This window comes from Limnobacter litoralis, from assembly GCF_030160455.1.
Taxonomy (GTDB): domain Bacteria; phylum Pseudomonadota; class Gammaproteobacteria; order Burkholderiales; family Burkholderiaceae_B; genus Limnobacter; species Limnobacter litoralis.
On sequence record NZ_BSOJ01000012.1, the window covers coordinates 109,330 to 132,181 of the forward strand.

Annotated in this window: 15 protein-coding genes; 10 read left to right on the forward strand and 5 right to left on the reverse strand. The window is 56.3% G+C overall.

Annotation, left to right across the window (positions count from 1 at the left end; genetic code table 11):
- Window positions 1-54 precede the first annotated feature (54 nt).
- The 5 genes from glcF to tsaD all read right to left on the reverse strand — a co-directional run bounded on the left by glcF (window position 55) and on the right by tsaD (window position 7,135).
- Entirely contained in the window at window positions 55-1,311 is a 1,257-nt protein-coding gene (gene glcF / locus QQJ87_RS06345) for a glycolate oxidase subunit GlcF (RefSeq protein WP_284280631.1), read from the reverse strand.
- 16 nt (window positions 1,312-1,327) lie between these two features.
- The gene (glcE, locus tag QQJ87_RS06350; protein WP_284280633.1) at window positions 1,328-2,404 is read right to left on the reverse strand and encodes a glycolate oxidase subunit GlcE; all 1,077 of its coding nucleotides are present in this window, start codon (window positions 2,402-2,404) and stop codon (window positions 1,328-1,330) included.
- Window positions 2,405-2,413: 9 nt separating this feature from the next.
- A complete protein-coding gene (locus QQJ87_RS06355) occupies window positions 2,414-3,904 on the reverse strand; it encodes an FAD-linked oxidase C-terminal domain-containing protein (RefSeq protein WP_284280634.1) in 1,491 nt (496 codons plus the stop codon).
- A gap of 15 nt (window positions 3,905-3,919) precedes the next feature.
- Window positions 3,920-5,974 carry a methyl-accepting chemotaxis protein gene (locus QQJ87_RS06360; RefSeq protein ID WP_284280635.1) on the reverse strand — a complete coding sequence of 685 codons (2,055 nt, stop codon included), beginning with the start codon at window positions 5,972-5,974 and terminating at the stop codon, window positions 3,920-3,922.
- Between the two features lie 78 nt (window positions 5,975-6,052).
- Window positions 6,053-7,135 (reverse strand): tRNA (adenosine(37)-N6)-threonylcarbamoyltransferase complex transferase subunit TsaD, encoded by a 1,083-nt coding sequence (gene tsaD / locus QQJ87_RS06365; RefSeq protein ID WP_284280637.1) that lies wholly within the window; start codon window positions 7,133-7,135, stop codon window positions 6,053-6,055.
- 141 nt (window positions 7,136-7,276) lie between these two features.
- On the opposite strand from tsaD, the gene QQJ87_RS06370 reads away from it, so the two are divergent.
- The 10 genes from QQJ87_RS06370 (at window position 7,277) to rpoD (ending at window position 22,849) form a co-directional block, all read left to right on the forward strand.
- Entirely contained in the window at window positions 7,277-9,241 is a 1,965-nt protein-coding gene (locus QQJ87_RS06370) for an alpha/beta hydrolase (protein ID WP_284280638.1), read from the forward strand.
- Window positions 9,242-9,510: 269 nt separating this feature from the next.
- Window positions 9,511-11,967, forward strand: a complete 2,457-nt coding sequence (gene nirB, locus QQJ87_RS06375; RefSeq protein WP_284280639.1) for a nitrite reductase large subunit NirB — start codon at window positions 9,511-9,513, stop codon at window positions 11,965-11,967.
- Between the two features lie 11 nt (window positions 11,968-11,978).
- On the forward strand, window positions 11,979-12,341 hold the full coding sequence (gene nirD / locus QQJ87_RS06380) for a nitrite reductase small subunit NirD (RefSeq protein ID WP_348534578.1): 363 nt from the start codon (window positions 11,979-11,981) through the stop codon (window positions 12,339-12,341).
- Between the two features lie 4 nt (window positions 12,342-12,345).
- Window positions 12,346-15,195, forward strand: a complete 2,850-nt coding sequence (locus QQJ87_RS06385; protein WP_284280640.1) for a nitrate reductase — start codon at window positions 12,346-12,348, stop codon at window positions 15,193-15,195.
- A gap of 19 nt (window positions 15,196-15,214) precedes the next feature.
- Window positions 15,215-16,189, forward strand: coding sequence for a DNA-binding protein YbiB (ybiB, locus tag QQJ87_RS06390; protein WP_284280641.1), 975 nt, complete (start codon window positions 15,215-15,217; stop codon window positions 16,187-16,189).
- Entirely contained in the window at window positions 16,186-17,418 is a 1,233-nt protein-coding gene (locus tag QQJ87_RS06395) for a BaiN/RdsA family NAD(P)/FAD-dependent oxidoreductase (protein WP_284280643.1), read from the forward strand. Before ybiB ends, QQJ87_RS06395 begins: the two co-directional genes overlap by 4 nt.
- A 106-nt stretch (window positions 17,419-17,524) precedes the next feature.
- Complete coding sequence (gene rpsU, locus QQJ87_RS06400) at window positions 17,525-17,737, forward strand: 30S ribosomal protein S21 (protein WP_284280645.1); 213 nt, start codon at window positions 17,525-17,527, stop codon at window positions 17,735-17,737.
- A 70-nt stretch (window positions 17,738-17,807) separates the two neighbouring features.
- Complete coding sequence (locus QQJ87_RS06405) at window positions 17,808-18,257, forward strand: GatB/YqeY domain-containing protein (protein ID WP_284280646.1); 450 nt, start codon at window positions 17,808-17,810, stop codon at window positions 18,255-18,257.
- A 146-nt stretch (window positions 18,258-18,403) separates the two neighbouring features.
- Window positions 18,404-20,203, forward strand: a complete 1,800-nt coding sequence (dnaG, locus tag QQJ87_RS06410) for a DNA primase (protein ID WP_284280647.1) — start codon at window positions 18,404-18,406, stop codon at window positions 20,201-20,203.
- A gap of 96 nt (window positions 20,204-20,299) precedes the next feature.
- Complete coding sequence (gene rpoD / locus QQJ87_RS06415; RefSeq protein WP_431310082.1) at window positions 20,300-22,849, forward strand: RNA polymerase sigma factor RpoD; 2,550 nt, start codon at window positions 20,300-20,302, stop codon at window positions 22,847-22,849.
- Window positions 22,850-22,852 lie beyond the last annotated feature (3 nt).

Here is a 22,852-nt window from a genome sequence, read left to right on the forward strand (position 1 = left end):
GACGGCCTACGTTACCGTCCCATCGTCTCTGGTTCCCGCAAGGTTCCGTTCTGCCTATCGGCCCAGCGCCTCTGCCACCCATTCAACCCAGTGTCGCACTTCAATGCTGGCACCGCTTTCCAGGTGACCCAGGCAACCAATATTGGCTGAGGCGATCGCTTGCGGATTGCCTGCCATCAGGCTCGCCAACTTGCGTTTTTTCAGTTCGGCCGACAGTTCAGGCTGCAACACCGAATACGTGCCGGCGGAGCCGCAGCACAGGTGACTGTCTTGAACTGGGGTCAGTTCGAAGCCCAGTGTGCGGAGCACATTCTCGACCACGCCTTTCACTTTTTGGCCATGCTGAAGGGTGCAGGGTGGATGAAACGCAATTTTGCCGGGAATGGCTTCAGCCTGAATGGCAGCCTTCACTTTGGGGGCGAGCTGATGCAGAGCTTCTGTGCTTTGAGCCGCCACGAATTCGCCAAGGTCCATGGTCAATTCCGAAATACGCGTTGCCTTGGCAGCGTAGTCTGGATGGTCGGCCAGGTAGTGCCCGTATTCCCGAACGGTGACGCCGCAGCCGGATGCGTTCATCACCAGTGCCTGCACTTCACCGCTCTCGATCAAAGGCCACCAGGCGTCCACGTTGGCTTTCATTTGTTCGAGCCCACCCTGATGGTCGTTCAGGTGGTATTTCACTGCGCCGCAGCAACCCGATTCATTCACAATCATGCCTTGCACGCCCAGTGCATCCAGCACGACAGACGTAGCCGGGTCAATGGAGGGCATCATGGCCGGTTGAACACACCCATTCAACAGGATGACCTTGCGGGTGTGCTTGCTTGTGGGCCAAGCCGGCGTGTAGCGTTTGGCCGGTATTTTGGCCTTCACACTGGCGGGCAGAAGGCCACGCACCATTTTCCCCATGACCATGCCGGTGTCAAACAAGGCACGGTTGGTCATCAGGCCTTTCAAGCCTGCACGCATGGCTTTCTCTGCTGCGGGGCGCGGCACTTGTTCATCCACGATTTTCTTGCCGATGTCGATCAGCTTGCCGTATTGAACACCAGAGGGACAAGTGGTTTCGCAGTTGCGGCAAGTCAGGCAGCGGTCCAGATGCTGTTGGGTCTTGCGGGTAACCTCTTTGCCTTCCAGCATTTGCTTGATCAGGTAGATCCGGCCCCGCGGGCTGTCCAGTTCGTCCCCCAGTATTTGATACGTTGGGCAGGTGGCTGTACAGAATCCGCAATGCACACATTTGCGGAGAATGGTTTCAGCGGCTTTGCCCTCGGGGGTGTCTTTGATCCAATCGGCTAAATGGGTATCCATGGGGTCTCTGGCTAGGTTAGAGGATTGGCGCAATCCGTTGTGGGCTTAAAATCCCGACGGGGTCCAGTTCCTGTTTAAGGCGGCGCTGCAGGGTCAGCATCGCGGCTGAAGGCATTTGAAACGCATTCAGGCGGGCGTCAGAAGATTCGGTGCGGTAAAGCGTGGCATGGCCGCCCGCGCGGCTTGCTGCGCCGCGAATCATGTCGGCAGACAAGCCGGGCACAGCTTTCAGCCAACGCTGGCCACCTGCCCATTCCACCAGCATGTCCCCTTCAAGGCCGAGGTCGTGCGTGGTGGGGGGCACTGCAAGACGCCAAATGTCTGCACTGGTCTTGAAAAATGCGTGGGTTTGGTCCCGCAGTGAGAGCCAGTATGCACTGGCCACCTCTTCTGCAACCACCTCGCCGCCCATGGTTTGAATGGCGGCTGTGACAGCGGCTTGCGCGCCACGCAGGCGAACCCAAAGTACACCGTTTTCCCACGCGCTTGCTGAAATGGGAAGGGGTTGCCCAAGCCAGGTGTTGATCTGGCTGATGGCTTCGTTCTGGTTGAAATCGAACCGCAGTGTTGCACCCGCCGGGGCCTGCGGCATCACTTTGATCGACAAATCCACCGCGATACACAGGGTGCCCATGCTGCCGGGCAACATGCGTGACACGTCGTATCCAGCCACGTTTTTCATGACCGTACCGCCAAAATGCAGCAGTTGGCCTTTGCCATCCACCACCGTGCAGCCGAGCACGTAATCCTTGACTGGGCCACGAGCCAGGCGGCCCGGCCCGGACAGCCCGGCGCAAATTGTGCCGCCTAGGGTGGATTCTGCAGAAAATCGGGGCGGCTCAAACGCCAGTTCTTGACGGTTTTCGGCCAGCGCAGCTTCAATTTCAGCCAGTGGTGTGCCCGCCTTGGCGGTGATCACAAGTTCCGTGGGTTCGTATTCCAGAATGCCGCTGTGCGCGCGCATATCAAGCGCTTCACCTTGCAGCGGGCCGCCGTAAAAGTGCTTGCTGCCTGCACCCTGCGGGCGCAGTGCCGTTCCGGATCGCGCACAGGCTTCCACCTGTGCGCACAGTGTTTCAATGAAATCGCTCATGTCTGGCTTTTAAAAACGGGGTAGGTCGGCAAACGGCATTTTGCCGTGGTGAACGTGCATGCGTCCGTATTCGGCGCATCGCGCCAGTGTGGGAATGACCTTGCCCGGATTCAGCAGGCCGACCGGGTCGAATGCACGCTTCACGGCAAAGAAAGTGTCCAGTTCGGCACGTGAAAATTGAACGCACATCTGGTTGATTTTCTCGATGCCCACGCCGTGTTCACCGGTGACGGTGCCACCCACTTCCACACACAGTTCCAGAATTTCAGCACCGAAGTCTTCGGCACGCTTGATTTCTTCCGGTTTGTTGGCATCAAACAGAATCAATGGGTGAAGGTTTCCATCGCCCGCGTGAAACACATTGGCGCAACGCATGTTGTACTTCACTTCCATTTCGGTAATTGCCGTCAATACCCGCGCCAGCTGGCTGCGGGGAATGGTGCCGTCCATGCAGTAATAGTCAGGGCTGATTCGACCTGCTGCGGGGAAGGCGTTTTTCCGACCTGCCCAGAAACGCATGCGTTCGGCTTCGCTTTGCGACACCTTGATTGCAGTGGCGCCACAGCCATTCAGAACCTGTGTCATCGCTTCAATTTCTTCGGTCACTTCTTCGGGGGTGCCATCGGATTCAAGCAACAAAATGGCTTCAGCCTCTGTGTCGTAACCGGCGTTCACAAAGGGTTCGACCATTTGCGAAGCCCGCTTGTCCATCATCTCCAGACCGGCCGGAATAATGCCCGCCTTGATGACCGCAGCCACCGCGTTGCCAGCGTTGACCACATTGTCGAATGACGCCATGATGACCTGCGCCAGGGCAGGTTTTGGCACCAGTTTGACGGTGATTTCCGTGGCCACTGCCAGCATGCCCTCAGAGCCAATCAGCACATTCAGCAAATCCAGCCCGGGGCTGTCGGGTGCCTCGGAACCAAACTCGACAATCTCGCCTTCGATGGTGACAGCGCGCACTTTCAGAACGTTGTGCACGGTCAGGCCGTATTTCAGACAGTGCACGCCACCGGAGTTTTCGGCGATGTTGCCGCCAATGGAGCAGGCAATCTGGCTGGAGGGGTCTGGCGCGTAGTACAAATTCAGGTGGGCAACCGCCTCGGAAATGGCCAGATTACGCACCCCGGGCTGAACCAGAGCCGTGCGCGCATGCTGGTCGACTTTCAGGATTTTGTTGAATTTGGCCATGCCCAGCAAAATGCCGGCGGGGTGGGGCTGTGCACCACCGGAAAGGCCTGTGCCTGCACCACGCGCAACAACGGGCACATTCAACGATTTGGCCAGCTTCAAGATGGCCACCACCTGTTCCTCGGTTTCTGGCAATGCAACCACCAGCGGCATTTCGCGAAACAGCGACAAGCCATCGCATTCGTAGGGCTTCTTCCGCTCGTAGTCATCCAGCACCGAATGGGAAGGCAGAATTTTCTTCAAGCCTTCAATCACGGCGTTGCGTTGCGCCAGAGAAATCTGGAACTCTTCTGTGGGGGCGTTCATGCTGCAGGTGTCCTTTCAAAGATACTGAAAGGATACCCAAGTTGGCTCTGTTGTGGGAATTGGTGGTTGCCCGATGCGTGAAGCGCCGCAGTTCTTCCAGTCGATTTTGAACTGTTGCATGGCCTGGGTGGCATTTTGCGCGCCTGTTTCGATGTGACCGGCGTTGATCAGCAGTTCCTGCGCGGCACTTTGACCCTGACGTATCAAGTCATTGAGTTGGCTGATGACCAAACCAATGGCTTTGCTGCCCTTTTCCGGGCCCTCCAGCATGAAGGCGATTTGTGCGAGGCTGCCCGAGGTGTGGCTTGCAAATTGACCCAGATCACCAATGTGCCCCACCACGTTTTCTGCATGCTGACCGGATTGCGCGACGATTTCCAGCCATTGCTTGAGTTGAGACAAGGCGTTGTCAGTGTTTGAAGACAATCCGCCAAGCCGCTCACGGATGGTCTGAGTCGCTGTCGTGGTTTGATCGGCAAGGCGTCGAACCTCGTCGGCAACCACCGCGAAGCCGCGTCCCTGTTCCCCAGCGCGTGCCGCTTCAATCGACGCATTGAGTGCCAGTAAATTGGTACGCTCGGCCAGTTCATCGATGACTGAGGTAACCGCCTGTATGGCGTTGGCTTCTTCCGCCAAGTTGTGCATCACTTGCTGGTAATTCTGGGCTTGCTGTTTAAGCAAGGTGGAGTTTCGACTGACGTTGTCGGCGATAGCCTGGCCTTGCCCGCATTTTCGTTCTCCGTCCAGCGCCAGGGCTTTCAAAGTGTCCAGTTGTTCGAAAACCCTGCCCAGTGCATCACTGAGTTGCTCAAAGGTGTTTGACAGGCTTGCCGAAGCGCCGGTTTGGCTTTGAGTCACCGTTTCAATGGCCTGACTGATGTTGACCAGCTGACGTGAATGGTCTGCGGCGCTGTTGACCGTGTTGCGAATGGCCTGGAGTGATTGCCTCATGGTGTTCTGCGCATGGCCGAGTCCTCTGGAAATGTCACTGATTTCATCGCTGCCCAGCGGCTGTATTTGCTTGGTCAGATCTCCTTGGGCAAACAGGCTGGCTTGTTGTTGAATGCGCTTGACCGCCTTGAGCAGCCCCCGGAGGATGGCGACTGTGGCGCCCAGTGCAAGGCAAATGGCCAGACCCGCACCCAGTAAAAGGGCGGTTCTTTGTTTTTTCAGCGTTTCCTGTTTTGTAAGCAGGGCCTGATCTGTGTTGCCCAAATCTTGTGCTGACAGTCCTTCCAATGAAAACATGGCTTGCGTGGCCGCAGTATTCAAAAGTGCGGCTGCATCGGAGACATATTCAAAACCAAGTTCGAGATTGTCGGTCATTTCTTTGATTTTTGGCTCAAGCGCAGTCACGATGTGTTCGATGTTTTGTCGTGACGCATTCAGTTCATTTTGATGAACCGGGTCCTGCGCTGCACGCCTCGAGAAAAGGTTTTCAAGGCGGATCGCAGAGTTCTTGAGCACAGCCATGGCTGACAATGCCTTTTGCTTGTCCGCCCCACCCACCAAAGCAAATCCCAGTTGTGCCAGTGTGCTGCGCAGGTCTTGCATCAGCTCTGGCATACCTTGAGTTCCGGTACTCAGCAAATAGCTGGCCTCCAGGCTTGGGGGTAGCGCCAATCCGGATTGATCAATGATCGACCAGTAAAATGCATTTTGTTCTTTGAGCAGGGCGGCCACCTCGTCGGGCTTGCTGGTGGCTTTGATCGATTGAATCAGTTCTGCTGATTTTTTTTGCAGATCAGCAGCCGGGCTTTTCAATTTGAATTGGGCGGGGGCTCGATCAAATGCTTGCGTAAATGCTTTTTCAGTGTCATTTAACCTGGATTTGAAGTTTTTGACGGGGTACACCCGTTGGTTCAATTCGAGTTGAACGGCATTGAACCAAGGTTGAGTCACTTTTACCAGTGCGATCGCTTTGCGGGCGTTCGCAAGCTGCCCGCTTTCTACTTCATTGGCCTGAAGTGCAAAAACCAGCGCAGACACGCACCCCAGCAAACTGACCAAAATGGGCACAGCCAGCTTGATTTTCAGAGAAAAGGCGCTGCGGTTTGGATAGTTGCGCATGGTCGGGCTCAAGGGAAGTGGGTGGCACTTCTTTTTAACTGCCTGCACGCCCCGACCAAAATCCCCGGGAGGAGGGGTTCACCCGTTCGTGGTGTGGTTTTGATTGGCGGCTGTCAGAGGCCAGCGCGGGTGCGTCGTCATGCTGTAGCTGCGGTTGTTGAGTAGCTCAGGCTGCTTGGCCAGACGCAAGGCTGCGGCAAAGGCGATCATGACGCCGTTGTCGGTGCAGAGTGAAAGCGGTGGAAAATAAACGGCAATACCCGCTTTACTGGCCTGTGTCTGCAAGGCCTGTCGCAAAGCAATGTTCGCACCGACACCCCCTGCAACCACCAACCGCTTGTGCCCGGTTTGTGCTGCGGCGCTCATGCATTTCTTCACAAGCACCTCCACCACAGCGTTCTGAAAACTGGCGCACAAGTCGGCTTTGTCAGTGTCGGTTAGCTGCATCGTTTCGGTGGGCTGGTCGAGCCCGGCCAGTTTCATGGCCGTGGTCAAAACGGCAGTTTTCAGACCTGAAAAACTGAAATCCAGGTTTTTGCTGTGGAGCATGGGGCGTGGAAACGCAAATCGCTGACCGTCGCCGACCTCCGCCAGTTTGGCCAGTGCGGGTCCGCCGGGGTAAGGCAGTCCAATCATCTTCGCGGTTTTGTCAAAGGCTTCGCCCGCAGCGTCGTCCAGTGTTTCACCCAGCAACTCGTAGCTGCCCAGTTCATTCACAGCCATCAGTTGCGAATGTCCGCCACTGACCAGCAGGGCGGTGAAAGGAAACGCAGGCGCCGGGTCGGCCAGCAAGGGAGACAGCAAATGGCCTTCCAGGTGATGCACCGGAATCACGGGCAATTGAAGGCCGAAAGCGAGCGAGCAGGCAAATGCGCTGCCTGCCATGAGGGCGCCTGGCAATCCCGGCCCTGCGGTCACTGCAATGGCATCCATGTCTTTCAGTTCGAGTCCTGCCTGCGCAAGCGCCTCTTTCATGAGCGGTTCCAGGCGGCGAATGTGATCGCGAGAGGCAAGTTCGGGCACCACCCCACCGTAGTCTTTGTGCATGCGAATTTGTGAATGTAGGGCTTGCCCCAGAATTTCGCCGTGCGTGTTGCAAATGGCCACGCCAGTTTCATCGCAGGAACTTTCAAAACCCAACACCACCCGTGGCTTGCTCATCGCACTTCTTACTTGGTCAAACAGGAATTCGTCATTGTAAACCGGCGTTTAGCCAACCTGCCGTTTGTGGGGGGGCATGAATCTGAAATATGTCTTGCTGAAGTATTACCCCCTATAAAGATGACAATTCGGAGACATGTAATGAGTAGTACTGTAATTTTCTCGACGCACGCACGCAGGGTTCTCTGGCGGGTGTCGGTGGCGATGTCCTGCGTCGCCCTTCTGGCCGGGCTGTCGGCCTGTATGTCTGGCTCTGATTCAAATTCAATCAATGCCTCGGGTGGGCAGGTTTCCAGTTCTGGCAGCAACGTCGGCGCATCAGAAACGGGTGCAAATGCCACGGCCTTGCCCACGATGTTCGTGAAAGACCCCGCCAAAGCGGCCCAGCCTGAAACTGCGCGCGTGGAACAGGTCACCATCAACAGCTTTGATGGCACGCCGATTGCGATGACCGTTTATTATCCGGCTTTGCCCGCAGGGCAGGCCAGCCCGCTGCTGTTGCATTCTCATGGGTTTGGCGGCAGTCGAACCCAGTCGCTTGACTTTGATGAAGCAAGCCAAACCTCCGAAATTGGCATTGATGCGCTGCAGTTGGCCTATAACCAGAAAAACCCGGTGGCTGCGCGCCCTGGCTGGTATGTCATTTCATACGATCAGCGCGGCCATGGCGATTCTGGCGGAACCGTGTCCATTCTGGACCCCAACATTGAAGGCAAAGATTTCAAAGCCGTACTGGACTGGGCTGAAGCCAACTTGTCCCACTTGGGTTATCGAAACAAGAACAATGCCCCCAACCCTGTGGTGGGCACAATCGGCCGCAGTTATGGCGGCGCTTTTCAATTGATGGGTGCCGGCGTTGATAACCGCGTGGATGCCATGGTGCCGGATGGAACCTGGTACGATCTCCGTTACAGCCTTGATCCTCAGGGTGTTCCGAAAACGGCCTATCTGGATGGCCTGGTGGCCGCGGGCGCACAAAGCAACCGGGGTCGATACGCGCCATTTCTGTTGCAAGGTTTGTTGGAGGCCAACACCACAGGCACAGTGGACGACACAATTGTCAAACGTCTCGGCTCTCAGGGTTCCATTTCGTATTGCGATTTGTCAGCCAACCTGCCCAATGGCATGACCTTGAAATCGGACATTCCTGCGCTGTTCATTCAAGGGGCCAAAGACGTGTTGTTCAACATTCGCGAAGGCATCCAGAATTTTGAGTGCTATCGCCGCGTGAATCAGAACAGCAAGGTGATTTTTACCAAGTACGGCCACACCCTGAATTCGCTTTACATTCAAAACGATCCGGCGGCAGACCTTGCAGGCACCGGCGCAAAATACGCATTCAATGAAAGCCTCATCTGGTTGAAGACCAATGCGTCCGCCTGCCCGGCCTCGCTGTATGACACAAAGACCGGCCGGTGCGTTATCCCGCTGAAAGACATGATGTTCCAGTTCCTGGTTCAACATTTGATCGGTCAGCAGCAGGCCAATTCAGCCGACTATCTGGGCTTTGACCCGGTGCCATTGCCCGAGGTGACAGCCGTGCTTGAAGATGGTCAAAAAGACCCGACTGCGATCGCCGTGAAAACCAATGCATCAGGTAAGCCCGATCTGGATGAGAAAGGCGCGCCCTCTGATTTTACCGCGCCCACTCAGGTTGTAACGGGCATTGCTGGTTTTCCCTCAGGGCTCAGTTCAACCCAGGGAAGCCAACTGGCTCAACCCATCTTTGTGGATTTGAACAACACGCAGCAGCAAGGCTGTTTTGTGGGAGTTCCAAAAGCCACGGTGAAGGTTGACCCTGTTGGCCCATTGGGCTCACCCGAGCCGCCCATTGTGTTTGTTGGCCTTGGCATCAAGCGGGCTGATGGCACCCAGCAGGTGTTGCATGATCAAATTACGCCAATCAAGGGTTATGGTACCTTCAACCTGGATCTGCCTGGCATTTCTGTGTTGTTGAAAGCCGGCGACAAAATCACCCTGAATCTGCAGGGTTACAACCCCGTGTTCCTTACAAGCTTCAACCGTGTGCCCGTACCCGTCATGGTCAGCGCCAGTGTGACCCTGCCCGCCAAGGTGCAGGACAGCGCGGGTCTGTGTGCACAATAATCTAGCCTGACCGGGATGGTGCACTGCACTACAAGCGTGCTGCACCGTCCCTCCAATTCCCTAAAACCTGAAATGCCAGCCTCTTTGTGGTGCAAAAAGACCGCAAATGGGCTGGCACACCCTTTGCATAGATACAAGCGTAGGTCGTCAACGGCGGCGGCCTGCAGGTGGATTGACAGGTCTCCAACGGTGTAACAGCCCGCGGAGTTTGGACAACGGCGTCTGTCCTGCTTAGCAGGGAGGGGCCGTTTTTTTTTGGGAATATCAAGATGCTTAAGCCCGTTGAAAAGCAAAATTTGGTGGTAATTGGCAATGGCATGGCCGGAATCCGGGTGGTTGAAGAGTTGCTCAAACTTGCCCCCGAGCTATACAACATCACCGTGTACGGCGCCGAGCCCCATCCAAATTACAACCGGATCATGCTCTCGCCCGTGTTGGCTGGCGAGCAGACCTTCGACGAAATCGTGCTGAATGACCTGGCCTGGTACGAGAGCAATGACATTACCCTGCACATTGGCAAAGAAATCGTTGAAATCGATCGAATCAAGCGCGTGGTCAAAGCCGCTGACGGCACTCAAACGCCTTATCACCGGCTGTTGTTGGCGACTGGTTCGAATTCTTTCATCCTTCCCGTGCCCGGCAAAGACCTGCCCGGCGTCATTGGATACCGCGACATCGCCGACACGCAAGCCATGCTGGACGCCGCCCAACAATACAAACGGGCGGTGGTGATCGGCGGTGGCTTGTTGGGGCTGGAAGCGGCCAATGGTTTGGCCGTTCAGGGCATGGACGTCACGGTGGTTCATTTGCCTGGCTGGCTGATGGAGCGGCAGCTTGACCCGACCGCTGCGGGCTTGCTTCAAAAAAGCCTCGAGAAAAAGGGACTCAAATTCCTGCTCAACAAAAACACACAGGCCTTGCATGCTGGTGCCAATGGGCGTGTGTCTGCCATTGAATTTACGGATGGTGAGAGGCTGGACACCGACCTGGTCGTTATGGCTGTCGGTATTCGGCCGAACGACAAACTGGCCGCCAGTGCGGGTCTGTACTGCAGCCGCGGTGTGGTGGTGTCAGACACCCTTCAAACCGTCACCGATCCCCGCGTTTACGCGGTGGGCGAGTGCGCCAATCACCGGGGTGTGGCCTACGGTTTAGTGGCTCCCTTGTTTGAACAGGCCAAAGTGTGTGCCAACCACCTGGCCATGTATGGCATTGGTCGCTATGAGGGTTCAGTCACCTCCACCAAGTTGAAAGTCACAGGCGTTGACCTGTTTTCCGCTGGCGAATTCATGGGCGGTGAGGGCTGTGAAGAACTGCTGCTTTCCGACCCCATTGGTGGTGTTTACAAGAAACTGGTCATCAAAGGCGACAAGCTGGTGGGCGCCTGCCTGTATGGCGACACGGTCGATGGTTCCTGGTACTTCAAGCTGATGCGTGAAGGCAAGGCGATTGGTGAAATTCGTGACCGGCTGATGTTCGGGCAAAGCAACATTGGCGACACGGGCCATGACGGTCAAAACCAGGCCAGTCGAATGGCCGACACCGACGAGGTGTGCGGCTGCAACGGCGTTTGCAAAGGCACCATCGTGCAGGCCATCAAGACCAAAGGTCTTTTTACGATTGAAGAGGTGCGCAAACACACCAAGGCCAGTGCAAGCTGTGGCTCTTGCACGGGCTTGTGCGAGCAGATCCTCATGAGCACTGCCGGAGCCGATTACTCGTCGACCCCGAAAACCAAGCCGATGTGTGGTTGCACCGATCATGGTCATCAAGTGGTGCGCGACGCAATCTTCAAGCATCACCTTATTACCAAAGAGCAAGTGTTTGCGACCCTCAACTGGCGCACACCCAATGGCTGCGCAAGCTGTCGGCCTGCAGTGAACTATTACCTCATCAGTTCATGGCCAGGCGAGGCGGTGGATGATCCGCAAAGCCGCTTCATCAATGAGCGCAGTCACGCCAACATTCAAAAAGACCGCACCTATTCTGTGGTGCCCCGCATGTGGGCGGGTGAAACAACGGCAGATGAGTTGCGTCGCATTGCGGATGTGGTCGACAAGTACAAAATTCCCACGGTCAAGGTCACTGGCGGCCAGCGCATCGACCTGTTGGGCGTCAAAAAAGAGGATTTGCAAAATGTGTGGACCGACCTGGGCATGCCCAGCGGTCATGCCTACGCCAAAGGTTTGCGCACCGTGAAAACCTGTGTTGGCAGTGAATGGTGCCGCTTTGGCACGCAAGACAGCACGCAAATGGGCAAAGACCTTGAACACGCCTTGTTCAAAATGTACGCCCCTCACAAAGTGAAATTGGCGGTGTCGGGTTGCCCGCGCAACTGTGCGGAAAGTGGCATTAAAGACGTCGGCGTGATTGGCGTGGATTCCGGCTGGGAAATTTATGTGGGCGGCAACGGTGGCATTAAAACCGAAGTGGCGCAGTTTCTGTGCCGCGTTAAAACACCAGAAGAGGTGCTGGCCGTCAGTGGCGCATTCCTGCAGCTGTATCGCAAGGAGGGCTGGTATCTGGAGCGCACCGTGCATTATCTGGCCCGCGTCGGTCTAGAACATGTGAAAAAACAGGTGGTGGACGACCTGGCCCAGCGTGAGTCGCTGTGGGCTGAGCTGCAGGCCGCCCTCAAGCTGGAAGAGGACCCTTGGCACAAGCCCCAAGAAGCGCAAGTCGATTTGCGTCAGTTCCAGCCGATCAAGCTGACTGAAATGGTCTAATGGGAGCCCTCATGAACAGCCTGTCAACAAAGGAAATACAGATGCAATGGATAGAAATCTGCGGGGTTGAGGACATCCCCGTGCTTGGAACAAGAATTGTGCGCCGGCCTGCCGGGCAGGACATCGCCCTGTTTCGCAACGCCGAAGAGCAGGTGTTTGCGCTGCTTGACGAATGCCCGCACAAGAAAGGCCCATTGAGTCAGGGCATCGTACACGGCACCACGGTGACCTGCCCGCTGCACAACTGGCAGATTGGCTTGAACGACGGCTGTGCGCGTGAACCTGATGAGGGCTGCACCGCCAAATTCACCGTGCAGGTGGTTGACGGTCGCGTGCAGCTCAGCGCCGAAGAGATCAAAAACCTGGGGGTTTGAGGCCATGAACGCACCGCACAGTCCACAGGAAACGCGCAGCACCTGCCCGTACTGTGGCGTGGGGTGTGGTGTGATCATTCAAACAGCAACTGAGCCAAGCAATGAGGGGCGTAAACGCATCATTGCCGTCAAAGGCGACCCGCAACATCCAGCCAATTTTGGGCGGCTCTGCAGCAAAGGCAGCAAGCTGGCCGAAACCGCCAACGCCGACCTGGTGTTGGCCAGGGCAACCCGCCCGCTGATGCGGACCCGTCGCAGCGATACGGTTCGCCCAGTCAGCTGGTCCGACGCCCTGGGCCATGTGGCCGACCGTTTTGCCGATCTGATTCAACAGCATGGCCCAGATAGCGTGGCTTTTTACATCAGCGGGCAATTGCTGACGGAAGACTATTACGTCTTCAACAAACTGGCCAAAGGCCTGATCGGCACCAACAACATCGACACCAATTCGCGACTTTGCATGAGCAGCGCGGTCTCCGGCTATAAGCGCACCTTGGGTGCAGATGCACCCCCATGCAGTTACGAAGACATCGAGCAGGCGGATTGCACGCTGATCGCGGGCTCCAACATGGCCTACGCGCATCCGGTTGCCTTTCGCAGGCTGGAGGCCGCCCGTCAAGCCAACCCGAAGCACAAGTTGATTGTGGTTGATCCGCGCCAGACAGACACGGCCTGTCTGGCCGATCTGCATTTGCAGATTCAGCCAGGCACCGATGTGATGCTGTTTAATGCCATGCTGAAAATCATGATGGATGAAGGGCTGCTGGATGCCCCTTACATTCATCGCTTCACTGAGGGCTTTGAATCCATGGTTCAAGGCCTTCGACCCTACACGGCGGCCTTGGCTGCCAGTGTGTGTGGTGTTCCAGAGTCCGACATCGTGATGGCAGCACGCTGGTTTGCCCAAAGCGAAAAGACACTCTCCCTTTATTGCCAGGGCCTGAACCAGGCCACCACGGGAACGGACAAAAACACCGCACTTATCGCCTTGCACCTGGCCACCGGTCACATTGGTCGGCCAGGTTGCGGGCCCTTTTCCCTGACAGGGCAACCCAATGCCATGGGTGGTCGGGAAGTGGGGGGCATGGCCACACTGCTGCCAGCGCACCGCGAACTGTCCAATCCAGCGCATCGCCAGGAAGTGGCGGATTTCTGGGGTGTGACAGACATTTCAGAGACACCGGGCGCAAGCGCGGTCGAATTGTTCGACCGCCTCGAAAAGGGTGAAATCAAGGCCGTCTGGGTGGCTTGTACCAATCCTGCCCATTCCTTGCCGAACAGTGAGAAAGTGGCCAGGGCCCTTCGAAGGGCGGAACTGGTCGTCGTACAAGACGCCTACTTAAGCCCGGCCACCGTGCAATTCGCCGATGTGGTGCTGCCAGCCACCACCTGGGGAGAAAAGGAAGGCACAGTGACCAACAGTGAGCGACGGATCAGCCGGGTGCGAGTTGCGGCAACGCCGCCGGGTGAGGCGCTTCATGATTGGCACATTGCAACCGAGTTTGGTCGCCTGCTGGAAAAGCGCTTGCAGATGCGCGGCCTGGCGGATCGACGTCGGGCGCCTGCCCTGGGGACGCTTTTTCCATGGGGCGACCCTCAGGCTGTTTTTGACGAGCACCGGGCCAGCACCCAGGGGCGTGATCTGGACATCACGGGTTTGACCTACACCGTGCTGGAGGAGCAGGGCCCCCAGCAGTGGCCCATGCCTGAAGGGGCGATTATGGGCAAGTCGCGCCTGTATGAAGAGGGCCAATTTCCCACTCGCAGTGGCAAGGCGCAATTTGTGTTTGCGGAGTACACCCCTGTTGCAGAAGACGCAGACGCCCGCTTTCCCTGGCGATTGAACACCACTCGACTGCGTGACCAATGGCACGGCGGCAGCCGCACTGGCACCTTGCCGGAGCTGTTTTCGCATGAGCCCGAGCCGGCATTGGCCTTGAACCCCAGGGATGCCAAACGCCTGAACCTGCAGCCCAATGACTGGGTGCATGTGAAGTCACGGCGTTCGGAATTGCTGATGCGCGTTCGATTGGATCAAGGCCTTGGGGTCAATCAGTGCAACATTCCCATGCACTGGGGCCCCGAATATTTCGCAGGTTTGAAGGGCGCGGGGGGCGTCAATGCCCTCACGCTTGATGACTTCGATCCTTATTCAAAGCAGCCCGAGCTGAAACACTGTGCGGTCAGTGTCCGCAAGGTCAAACCCGATTGGCATTGCGTGGTGTTCATTCAGACTCCAAACTGGCTGGGTTTGTGGATGAAGGCGCGTGCACTGTTCAATCTGTTTGACTCAGCCCTTTGCGTACCCATCGGCCGGGAAAGGCCTGGTGTGCTGTTTCGTGCAATTGGCCTGGGCAAACCCGGCGAGCAGGCCGTGGCTGCCTTGATGGATCTCTTTCGGTTCGAGTCTGCGCATGTGTTGCACTACTCGGACCCGGTGACTGGGTCCGTTCGGCAAATCGATCTTCAGCCTGCCTCACAAGGCGCCGGTTGGCAGCTCAAGGGCGTCATGTTGCTCGGGCAGGTTCAATCCGAGCAGTGGTTGCGCCACTGGTTTGATCAAGGTCTGGATGTCACCCCGGTTCAACGTTACCTGCTTTCGCCCTTGCAAAGCCCGCCTGGCGAGCAGGCCGCGCCTGTCCGCGTGGTGTGCAACTGCATGGGGGTGACTGACCAGGCCATTGAGTCAAAGCTAGCCGAGCTGTTGCCCGGTGATTCAAACCCGGAAGGTCGGTCAGTGGTTGAACTGGCGCAGCAATTAAAGACACAGCTTGGCTGTGGTTCCCAATGTGGCTCATGCATGCCAGAGATTGGCCGGTTGGTGAGCAGCGGTCTTGCTACAATAAAGGCTTGATGCATTTTTCTGGTTCCCCATGAACTCCAGTACACAGCCTGTAAGCCCATTCTCCTGCGCGCCTTTCATTAAGGAAATTGGTCGCGGTAAAGAAGGTGCACGCGGCCTTGATCGGGCACAGGCTCGCGAATTGATGGCTGCCATTCTCGCAGGGCTTGTTTCCCCGCTTGAACTCGGGGCCGTTCTCATCGCTTTGCGGGTCAAGGGCGAAACAATCGATGAGTTGCTGGGCTTTCTGGATGCCTTGGCCGATCAGTCGGTGCAAACCGACGGCACCGCTGCCTCGGTTTTTCAGCAGTTGAACGACTGGTCGGTTCAATCTGGCAAGCCGGTTGTGGTCATACCCAGTTACAACGGTGCGCGGCGAAAGCCGAACCTGACCGCCATGATCGCCGGTCTGCTGGCTGAAAAGGGCTTCCCTGTGCTGGTGCATGGCCACGCTGACAATGCGGTGGGGCGGGTCAGTACACGGTCAGTCATGGATCAGATTCAGTGGCCAATGGCCAATGCCCCGGTGTATCTCGAACTGGCCCACTGGCAGCCCATGCTGGCTGAATTGTTGAACAAGCGTGCCGTGTTGGGGGTGCGCAACGTCGCCCACACGCTGGTCAAGTTGTTGGTGCCCTCACAGCTAAAACAGACCTTGGCTGTGTGCAGTTACACGCACCCTGAATTCTGGAACCTGCAGCGAGCCGTGTTCTGTTCACTGGGGCAGACTGCCCTGGTGTTGCGGGGGCACGAAGGTGAGCCCGTGGCTGCGCCTTATCGAGTGCCCCGTATGGATGGCGTCAAGGCCGGGCAAAGCTGGTGTCTCGCTGAGCCTGAATCGCTGATGAGTGAGCAGCCCGACCCGCATCCGCCCATCGACGCCACGTCCACCGCACGTCAAATTGAGGCCTGGCTTACCAAATCGCAAGTCATTCCACACGGGTTTGTGGCGCAGCTTCAGGCCATCGAAACCTTGATCGCAAGCGAAACTGCTGCCCAGTCATGAGCCAGCACTTCGACGCCATTGTGGTGGGTGCCGGCGCTGCTGGTCTGCTGTGTGCCGCCCGCATTGGGCAGGGCGGTTTGCGGGTTGCGCTTCTGGATCACAGCGAAAAGCTTGCTGAAAAAATCCGGATCAGCGGCGGTGGGCGCTGCAATTTCACAAACCGGGTGGTCACGCCCGACAACTTTGTGTCACAAAACTCCAGGTTTGCGCGTCACGCACTGGCCAATTTCAAACCAGATGACTTCATTGCCATGGTGCAGGGCCACCGTATCGCCTTTCACGAAAAGCACAAAGGGCAGCTTTTTTGTGATCGCAGCAGCGAGGACATCATCGAGATGCTGGTCAGCGAGTGCCAAGGGGGCAAAGTTCAGTGGTACAGGCCGCACAGCGTCAGTGCCATTGAGCATTCGGAGGGTCGGTTCACCCTACAAACCACCGCTGGCCGATTGACCACAGCCAAACTGGTCATTGCAACAGGTGGCCTGCCCGTTCCCAAAATTGGCGCCACTGATTTTGGGCTTCGCATTGCACGCCAGTTTGGCCACAAAATCATCGAGCCTCGTCCTGCGTTGGTTCCAATGACCTTTGACAGCGCTGTGTGGGAACCTTACGCAAGCTTGGCGGGTGTGGCCTTGCCCGTCAAAAGCAGGGGTAGTGAGCCGAAAGCCCCGTGGTTTGATGAAGACTTGTTGTTTACCCACCGGGGCTTGAGTGGTCCGGCGGTCTTGCAGGCTTCCAGCTATTGGCAACCCGGGCAAGCCCTTCACGTTAATTTTTCAGGCCACAATTCACCGGAGCTTTGTCTGGAGGCATTCAAGCAGGCTGCAGTCGGAACGCGTGCCCAGTTCGAGAACTGGCTTGCGCAGCAATTGCCCCATGTTCCCCGACGTTTGCTGGAATCCTGGCTTGTGTTGCCGCAGTTCGCGGAACTTCGTGGTCGCAAGGTCGCCGAGTTCGGAAAGAAGCAACTGCAACCCCTGGTTCAGGCCTTGGCGGGGTTTGGCGTGGTGCCCAGCGGCACCGAGGGGTATCGCAAGGCTGAGGTGATGCGTGGTGGTGTTGATACCGCATTCCTGAACCCGAAAAAAATGGAATCGACCCTGCTGCCCGGTTTGTTTTTCATTGGCGAAGTGGTGGATGTCACAGGTTGGCTGGGCGGTTACAACTTTCAATGGGCTTGGGCCAGCGGCGTGCTGGCAGCCCAAGCCATTTTGAAGACAAATGCTTGAATTGTGAGAAAGTTCAGTGCTATACTTTCGCTCTTTGCCAAATTTGGCAGGTCGCGTATTGCTTGCGGCTTTTAAAAACCAACACTGAATTATCGACTGGAGCCCTATGCCATCCGTTCGCGTCAAAGAAAACGAGCCTTTTGAAGTTGCCCTGCGTCGCTTCAAGCGCACCATTGAAAAAACTGGTCTGCTGACCGAACTGCGCTCACGCGAGTTTTATGAAAAGCCTACAGCAGAGCGCAAGCGCCTGAAGGCCGCCGCAGTGAAGCGCCACTACAAGCGCCTGCGCAGCATGATGCTGCCTAAAAAGCTGTACTGATCCATTCCACCTACAGTTTTTGTTGAAAAAGGCATTGTCTGTCACTCGGTTGGCGGTGCCTTTTTAAATCATGTCCCTCAAAGCAAAAATCCTTGACGACATCAAAGCAGCCATGAAAGCGAGAGAGCAGGAAAAGCTCTCTGCCTTGCGCATGCTGTCGGCTGGAATCAAGCAGAAAGAAGTCGACGAGCGCATCGAGCTTGACGATGCGGCCATTTTGGCTGTCATTGAAAAGCAGATCAAGCAACGCAAAGAGGCCGCCGCTCAATTCCAGGCTGGTGGTCGGGAAGACACCGCCGCCAAAGAGTTGGCCGAAGCCGAGTTGTTAGCGGCTTATCTGCCCAAGCAATTGTCCCCTGAAGAGGTGGAGCAGGTTGTCCGCAATGTGGTGGCGGCATTGGGTGCCACTGGCCCGCAAGACATGGGCAAGGTCATGGGGCAAGCCAAAGCTGAGCTGGCAGGCAAGGCCGACATGTCCAAAGTGTCCGGTGTTGTCAAAAACGTCTTGTCTTCGCTGTAAATCCCTGCCAGTCCATTGGCAATCAATCCATTCTGAATCGCAAGCAGTCTTGCGTTCAGCGCCGTGACTCTCAAGGCGCGCTTTTTGGTATCCTTTCAAGTGTTCACCTTCGCACCCTTGTGCGGCTTCCTGGGTAATTTCTCGGCATGATTCCACAAAACTTCATCGACGACCTGCTGTATCGGCTTGATATCGCCGATGTGGTTGGGCGGTATGTTCAGTTGAAGTCTGCCGGTGCCAATTTGCAGGGTTTGTGCCCTTTCCACAAGGAAAAATCTCCCTCTTTCAGTGTCAGTCCCTCCAAGCAGTTCTACCACTGCTTTGGTTGCGGTGCCAGTGGCAATGCCATCGGTTTTGTCATGGAACATTTGGGCATGACTTTTCCCGAGGCCGTTGAGCAACTGGCTGGCCAGCTGGGCATGGAGGTGCCTTACGAAAAGGGCATGGATCTGCCCGAGGAGGTTCGGTCTGAGCGGGACCAAATCGTCGAGTTGTTGACCCGATCTGCCAATTATTACAAGGCCCAACTCAAGCAGTCGCCGCGGGCAGTCCAATACCTGAAGAACAGGGGGCTGACGGGTCAAATTGCCGCCCGCTATGGCTTGGGCTACGCACCCGACAACTATCAGAATCTGGAATCTGTGGTGGACGATTACGCCAGCAATGCCCTGTTGGACACGGCGGGTTTGACGAAATTGTCTGAGCAAAACAGCCGTCGCTACGACCGTTTTCGCGACCGCGTCATGTTTCCCATTCGCAATGCCAAAGGTCAGGTGATCGGATTTGGCGGTCGGGTGATCGAAAAAGCCGAGCCCAAATACCTGAACAGCCCCGAAACACCGGTGTTTCACAAAGGACACGAGGTCTATGGGCTGTTTGAGGCGCGTCAAGCCATCCACAAAAAGGGCTATGTGCTGATCACTGAAGGCTACATGGACGTGGTGGCCCTTGCGCAGTGGGGGTTTGAGAACGCGGTGGCCACCCTGGGCACGGCAGTGACGCCGGACCACGTGCAAAAGCTGTTCAAACAGACCGATCGCCTGGTGTTTGCATTCGACGGCGATGGTGCTGGGCAAAAGGCAGCCTGGCGCGCGCTTCAGGCTTGTCTTAGCCACGTCAACGAGGTCAAGCGGGCGGATTTCATTTTTCTGCCGACCGAGCACGACCCTGACTCCTACGTTCGCACGGAAGGGCCAGACGGGTTTGAGGCGTTGGTGGCCAAGGCGCTCTCGTTGTCGGACTATCTGTTGCGCCAGGTCGGTTCCCAGTTTCAGGTGCAGCAGGTGGAGGGCAGTTCGGCCGCGGTCGCATTCCTCAAGCCTTTGGTTGCTCAAGTTCAGCCCTCGGTGTTTCGCTCGGCCTTGGTTCGTTCGCTGGCCGACTTGCTCGGTATGACGCCGGTTGAACTGTCTTCTCATCTTGGTTTGAAACGCCCCGTGGGCGAGGGTCAGGTGTTCAGGCGCAAGGGCAAAGACGCCGGGCCCAGGGCTGATTTCTCGCCTAGGCCAAAAGCCAAATCCGCTTTGTTGGGTCTGGCTGCCCGGTTGGTGCGTGCCCCCCAGTGCGTTGGCGAATGTTTTTCACTGGTTGAGTTGTATGAAAAAAGCGACGCTCTACCCCAAGAGGGGCACAGTTTCATTCACCTGGTTGAAAAAATCAAAGAGAACCCCAACTTACTGATGGCGAGGTTGCCCAATGCGTTCAACGACCAGGTGCACCAATCGTGGGTGAATGGCGTTGTACAGGAAGCTCAGCAACTCGATGATGAAATCGATTTTGAAACCGAGTTGAAGGATGCCGTGTATCAATGCAGTGAGGCCTGGTTTAAAAGCGAGCTGGCGCGTTTGTCGCAGTTGATGCCATTGCAGGGTGAGCAGCTTGTGCTCTATCACGAATTCATGAGGCAGTTCCAAAATTTTAAACAAAAGCGAGTTAATCAGTTATAATTAAAGGTTACGGCCAAGTAGTGATGGTCACCCGTTTGTCACTCACATGCAGCTTTTTTGGACAGTTTTCAATCAAACTGGCAACTAAGGTATTGAATGTTCAACTTTCTCAATATTTTTTCCAAATCCCCGGAACAGAAGACCGAAACTGGTCACAAAAGCAAGTCTGGGGAAGAGGTTGCCAACACAGCCTCCAAAGGGCCTGCAGGCGTAGCCGAGACTGCAACCCAGATCGCCAAACGCAAAGGAGCGTCGTCAATGGCTGAGAAAAAAGTTTCTCGTCGAACCAAAGCATCAAAAATCGTAGCGGAAGAATTGTCAGTGGAAAAGAAAGTAAAACCCAAGAAAACCAGTGCCGCAGCCTCTAAAAAGGCAGCTGAGGTTGAAGTGGTAGCCACCCCTGTTGAGCAGCCTGCCGCAGAGAACAAACCCAAACGTGGTCGCAAGCCCAAGGCCGCTGCGGCTGAAGCTGCGGTCGAAGTGGTTCAGGCCGAGCCTAAAAAACGTGGGCGCAAGCCGAAAGCCAAGGAAGAGGCAGCCGCTGTACCCGCCACCAAGGGAAAGGCAGGCAAGGGTCCGCGCGCTGAAGACGATGAGGACGAAGATCTTGATCTGTCCTCTTCCGGCGGCGATTCCGACAGCCTGGACACGGATGTGCCCGACGACGATGACGACAGCGATGCAAAAAAGGCCGATCTGGTCATTATTCCAAAGCGGGGCCGTGGTTCGCGTGCCAAAGACAAGGCGTTGATCAATTCCGCTTATTTGTCTTCGGCCACTGCAACGGCTGAAGAGCTTGAGTTGCGCCGCACCCAGCTGAAGATCCTGATCAAGATGGGTAAAGAGCGCGGCTACCTCACATTCGCTGAAATCAACGACCACCTGCCAGACGACGTCACCGATGGTGAAGTCATCGAGGCGATGGTCAGCACATTCAGCGACATGGGCATTACTGTCTACGATCAGGCGCCAGACGCTGAAGCCCTGTTGATGAACGACAATGCGCCAGTGGGCACCACCGCGGAAGACGCGGAGGAAGAAGCCGAGGCAGCCCTGTCGAACGTGGATTCCGAATTTGGTCGTACCACTGACCCTGTCCGCATGTACATGCGTGAAATGGGCACCGTCGAGCTGTTGACCCGTGAAGGCGAAATTGAAATTGCCAAGCGCATTGAGGCGGGTCTGAAGGACATGGTCCAAGCCATTTCTGCCTGCCCGGCCATTGTGGAAGACGTGGTCACCATGGGCCAGAAAATTGCCGAAGGCAGCATGCAGGTCGATGAGGTGGTCGACGGCATTATCGACCTGTCCGACGACGGCATGCCCGGTGAAGACATTGACATGTCTGCCGGCGCTGAAGAAGACGAGGACGAAGACGACGAAGACGGCGCCAGTGGCGGCGGTGCTTCAGGCATGTCTGCCCGTCAGCTTGAAGAACTGAAAAAGAACTCGCTGGCCATTTTTGCAGAAATCGAAAAGCAGTTTACCAAGTTAAAAAAGGCTCGCGCTGATGCGGGTTATGGTTCAAGCGGCTACAAGAAAGCCAAAGACGCCATCACCAACGAATTCATGCGCATCCGCTTCACGGCCAAGCAGGTTGAACGTTTGTGCAGCATCCTGCGTGAACAGGTCAACAGCGTCCGCTCCATCGAGCGTGAAATTTATGACATCGCGGTCAATCGCGTGGGCGTGCCCCGTGAGTTGTTCCTCGACCATTTCAAGGGCAAAGAAATCGAGAAGGGCTGGGTGGATGAGTTGTCTGCTTCCAGCGCAGCCTGGGCTGAAACTTGGTCCCGAAACATTCCTGCCATTCACGAATTGCAGGAACGGCTGGTCGAAGTTCAAGAGGCCGTGTCATTGCCACTGAACGACTTGCGCGCGATCAACAAGCAGATGGTGTCTGGTGAAAATCGTGCTGGCTCGGCCAAGCGCGAGATGATCGAGGCCAACCTGCGTTTGGTGATTTCGATCGCCAAAAAGTACACCAACCGTGGTTTGCAGTTCCTGGATCTCATCCAGGAGGGCAACGTCGGTCTGATGAAGGCGGTGGACAAATTCGAATACCGCCGTGGCTACAAGTTTTCAACGTACGCCACGTGGTGGATTCGCCAGGCCATCACGCGCTCAATCGCGGACCAGGCCCGTACCATCCGTATTCCGGTTCACATGATCGAAACGATCAACAAAATGAACCGGATCAGTCGTCAGATCCTGCAGGAAACCGGCATCGAGCCTGATCCTTCTACTCTGGCTGAGCGCATGGAAATGCCGGAAGACAAGATCCGCAAGATTCTGAAAATCGCCAAAGAACCGATTTCGATGGAAACACCGATTGGCGACGACGACGATTCTCATTTGGGCGACTTCATTGAGGACAACCAGACGCTGGCCCCTCAGGACGCTGCGCAATACAGCAGCTTGCGATTTGTCACCAAAGACGTGCTCGATTCACTGACCCCCCGCGAAGCCAAGGTGCTGCGCATGCGGTTCGGCATTGAAATGAGCACCGACCACACCTTGGAAGAAGTGGGCAAGCAGTTTGACGTCACGCGCGAGCGTATTCGTCAGATTGAGGCCAAAGCGCTGCGCAAGCTGCGTCACCCATCCAGGTCAGACAAGCTGAAAAGCTTCCTTGAAGGCGAATAAGCA

Coding starts and splice junctions, on each gene's coding strand:
- rpsU (WP_284280645.1), top strand. CDS start 17,525: ATGCCATCCGTTCGCGTCAAAGAAAACGAGCCTTTTGAAGTTGCCCTG.
- tsaD (WP_284280637.1), bottom strand. CDS start 7,135: ATGAGCAAGCCACGGGTGGTGTTGGGTTTTGAAAGTTCCTGCGATGAA.
- ybiB (WP_284280641.1), top strand. CDS start 15,215: ATGAACTCCAGTACACAGCCTGTAAGCCCATTCTCCTGCGCGCCTTTC.
- nirD (WP_348534578.1), top strand. CDS start 11,979: ATGAACAGCCTGTCAACAAAGGAAATACAGATGCAATGGATAGAAATC.
- glcF (WP_284280631.1), bottom strand. CDS start 1,311: ATGGATACCCATTTAGCCGATTGGATCAAAGACACCCCCGAGGGCAAA.
- nirB (WP_284280639.1), top strand. CDS start 9,511: ATGCTTAAGCCCGTTGAAAAGCAAAATTTGGTGGTAATTGGCAATGGC.
- QQJ87_RS06385 (WP_284280640.1), top strand. CDS start 12,346: ATGAACGCACCGCACAGTCCACAGGAAACGCGCAGCACCTGCCCGTAC.
- QQJ87_RS06360 (WP_284280635.1), bottom strand. CDS start 5,974: ATGCGCAACTATCCAAACCGCAGCGCCTTTTCTCTGAAAATCAAGCTG.
- QQJ87_RS06370 (WP_284280638.1), top strand. CDS start 7,277: ATGAGTAGTACTGTAATTTTCTCGACGCACGCACGCAGGGTTCTCTGG.
- QQJ87_RS06355 (WP_284280634.1), bottom strand. CDS start 3,904: ATGAACGCCCCCACAGAAGAGTTCCAGATTTCTCTGGCGCAACGCAAC.
- rpoD (WP_431310082.1), top strand. CDS start 20,300: ATGTTCAACTTTCTCAATATTTTTTCCAAATCCCCGGAACAGAAGACC.
- QQJ87_RS06405 (WP_284280646.1), top strand. CDS start 17,808: ATGTCCCTCAAAGCAAAAATCCTTGACGACATCAAAGCAGCCATGAAA.
- dnaG (WP_284280647.1), top strand. CDS start 18,404: ATGATTCCACAAAACTTCATCGACGACCTGCTGTATCGGCTTGATATC.
- glcE (WP_284280633.1), bottom strand. CDS start 2,404: ATGAGCGATTTCATTGAAACACTGTGCGCACAGGTGGAAGCCTGTGCG.
- QQJ87_RS06395 (WP_284280643.1), top strand. CDS start 16,186: ATGAGCCAGCACTTCGACGCCATTGTGGTGGGTGCCGGCGCTGCTGGT.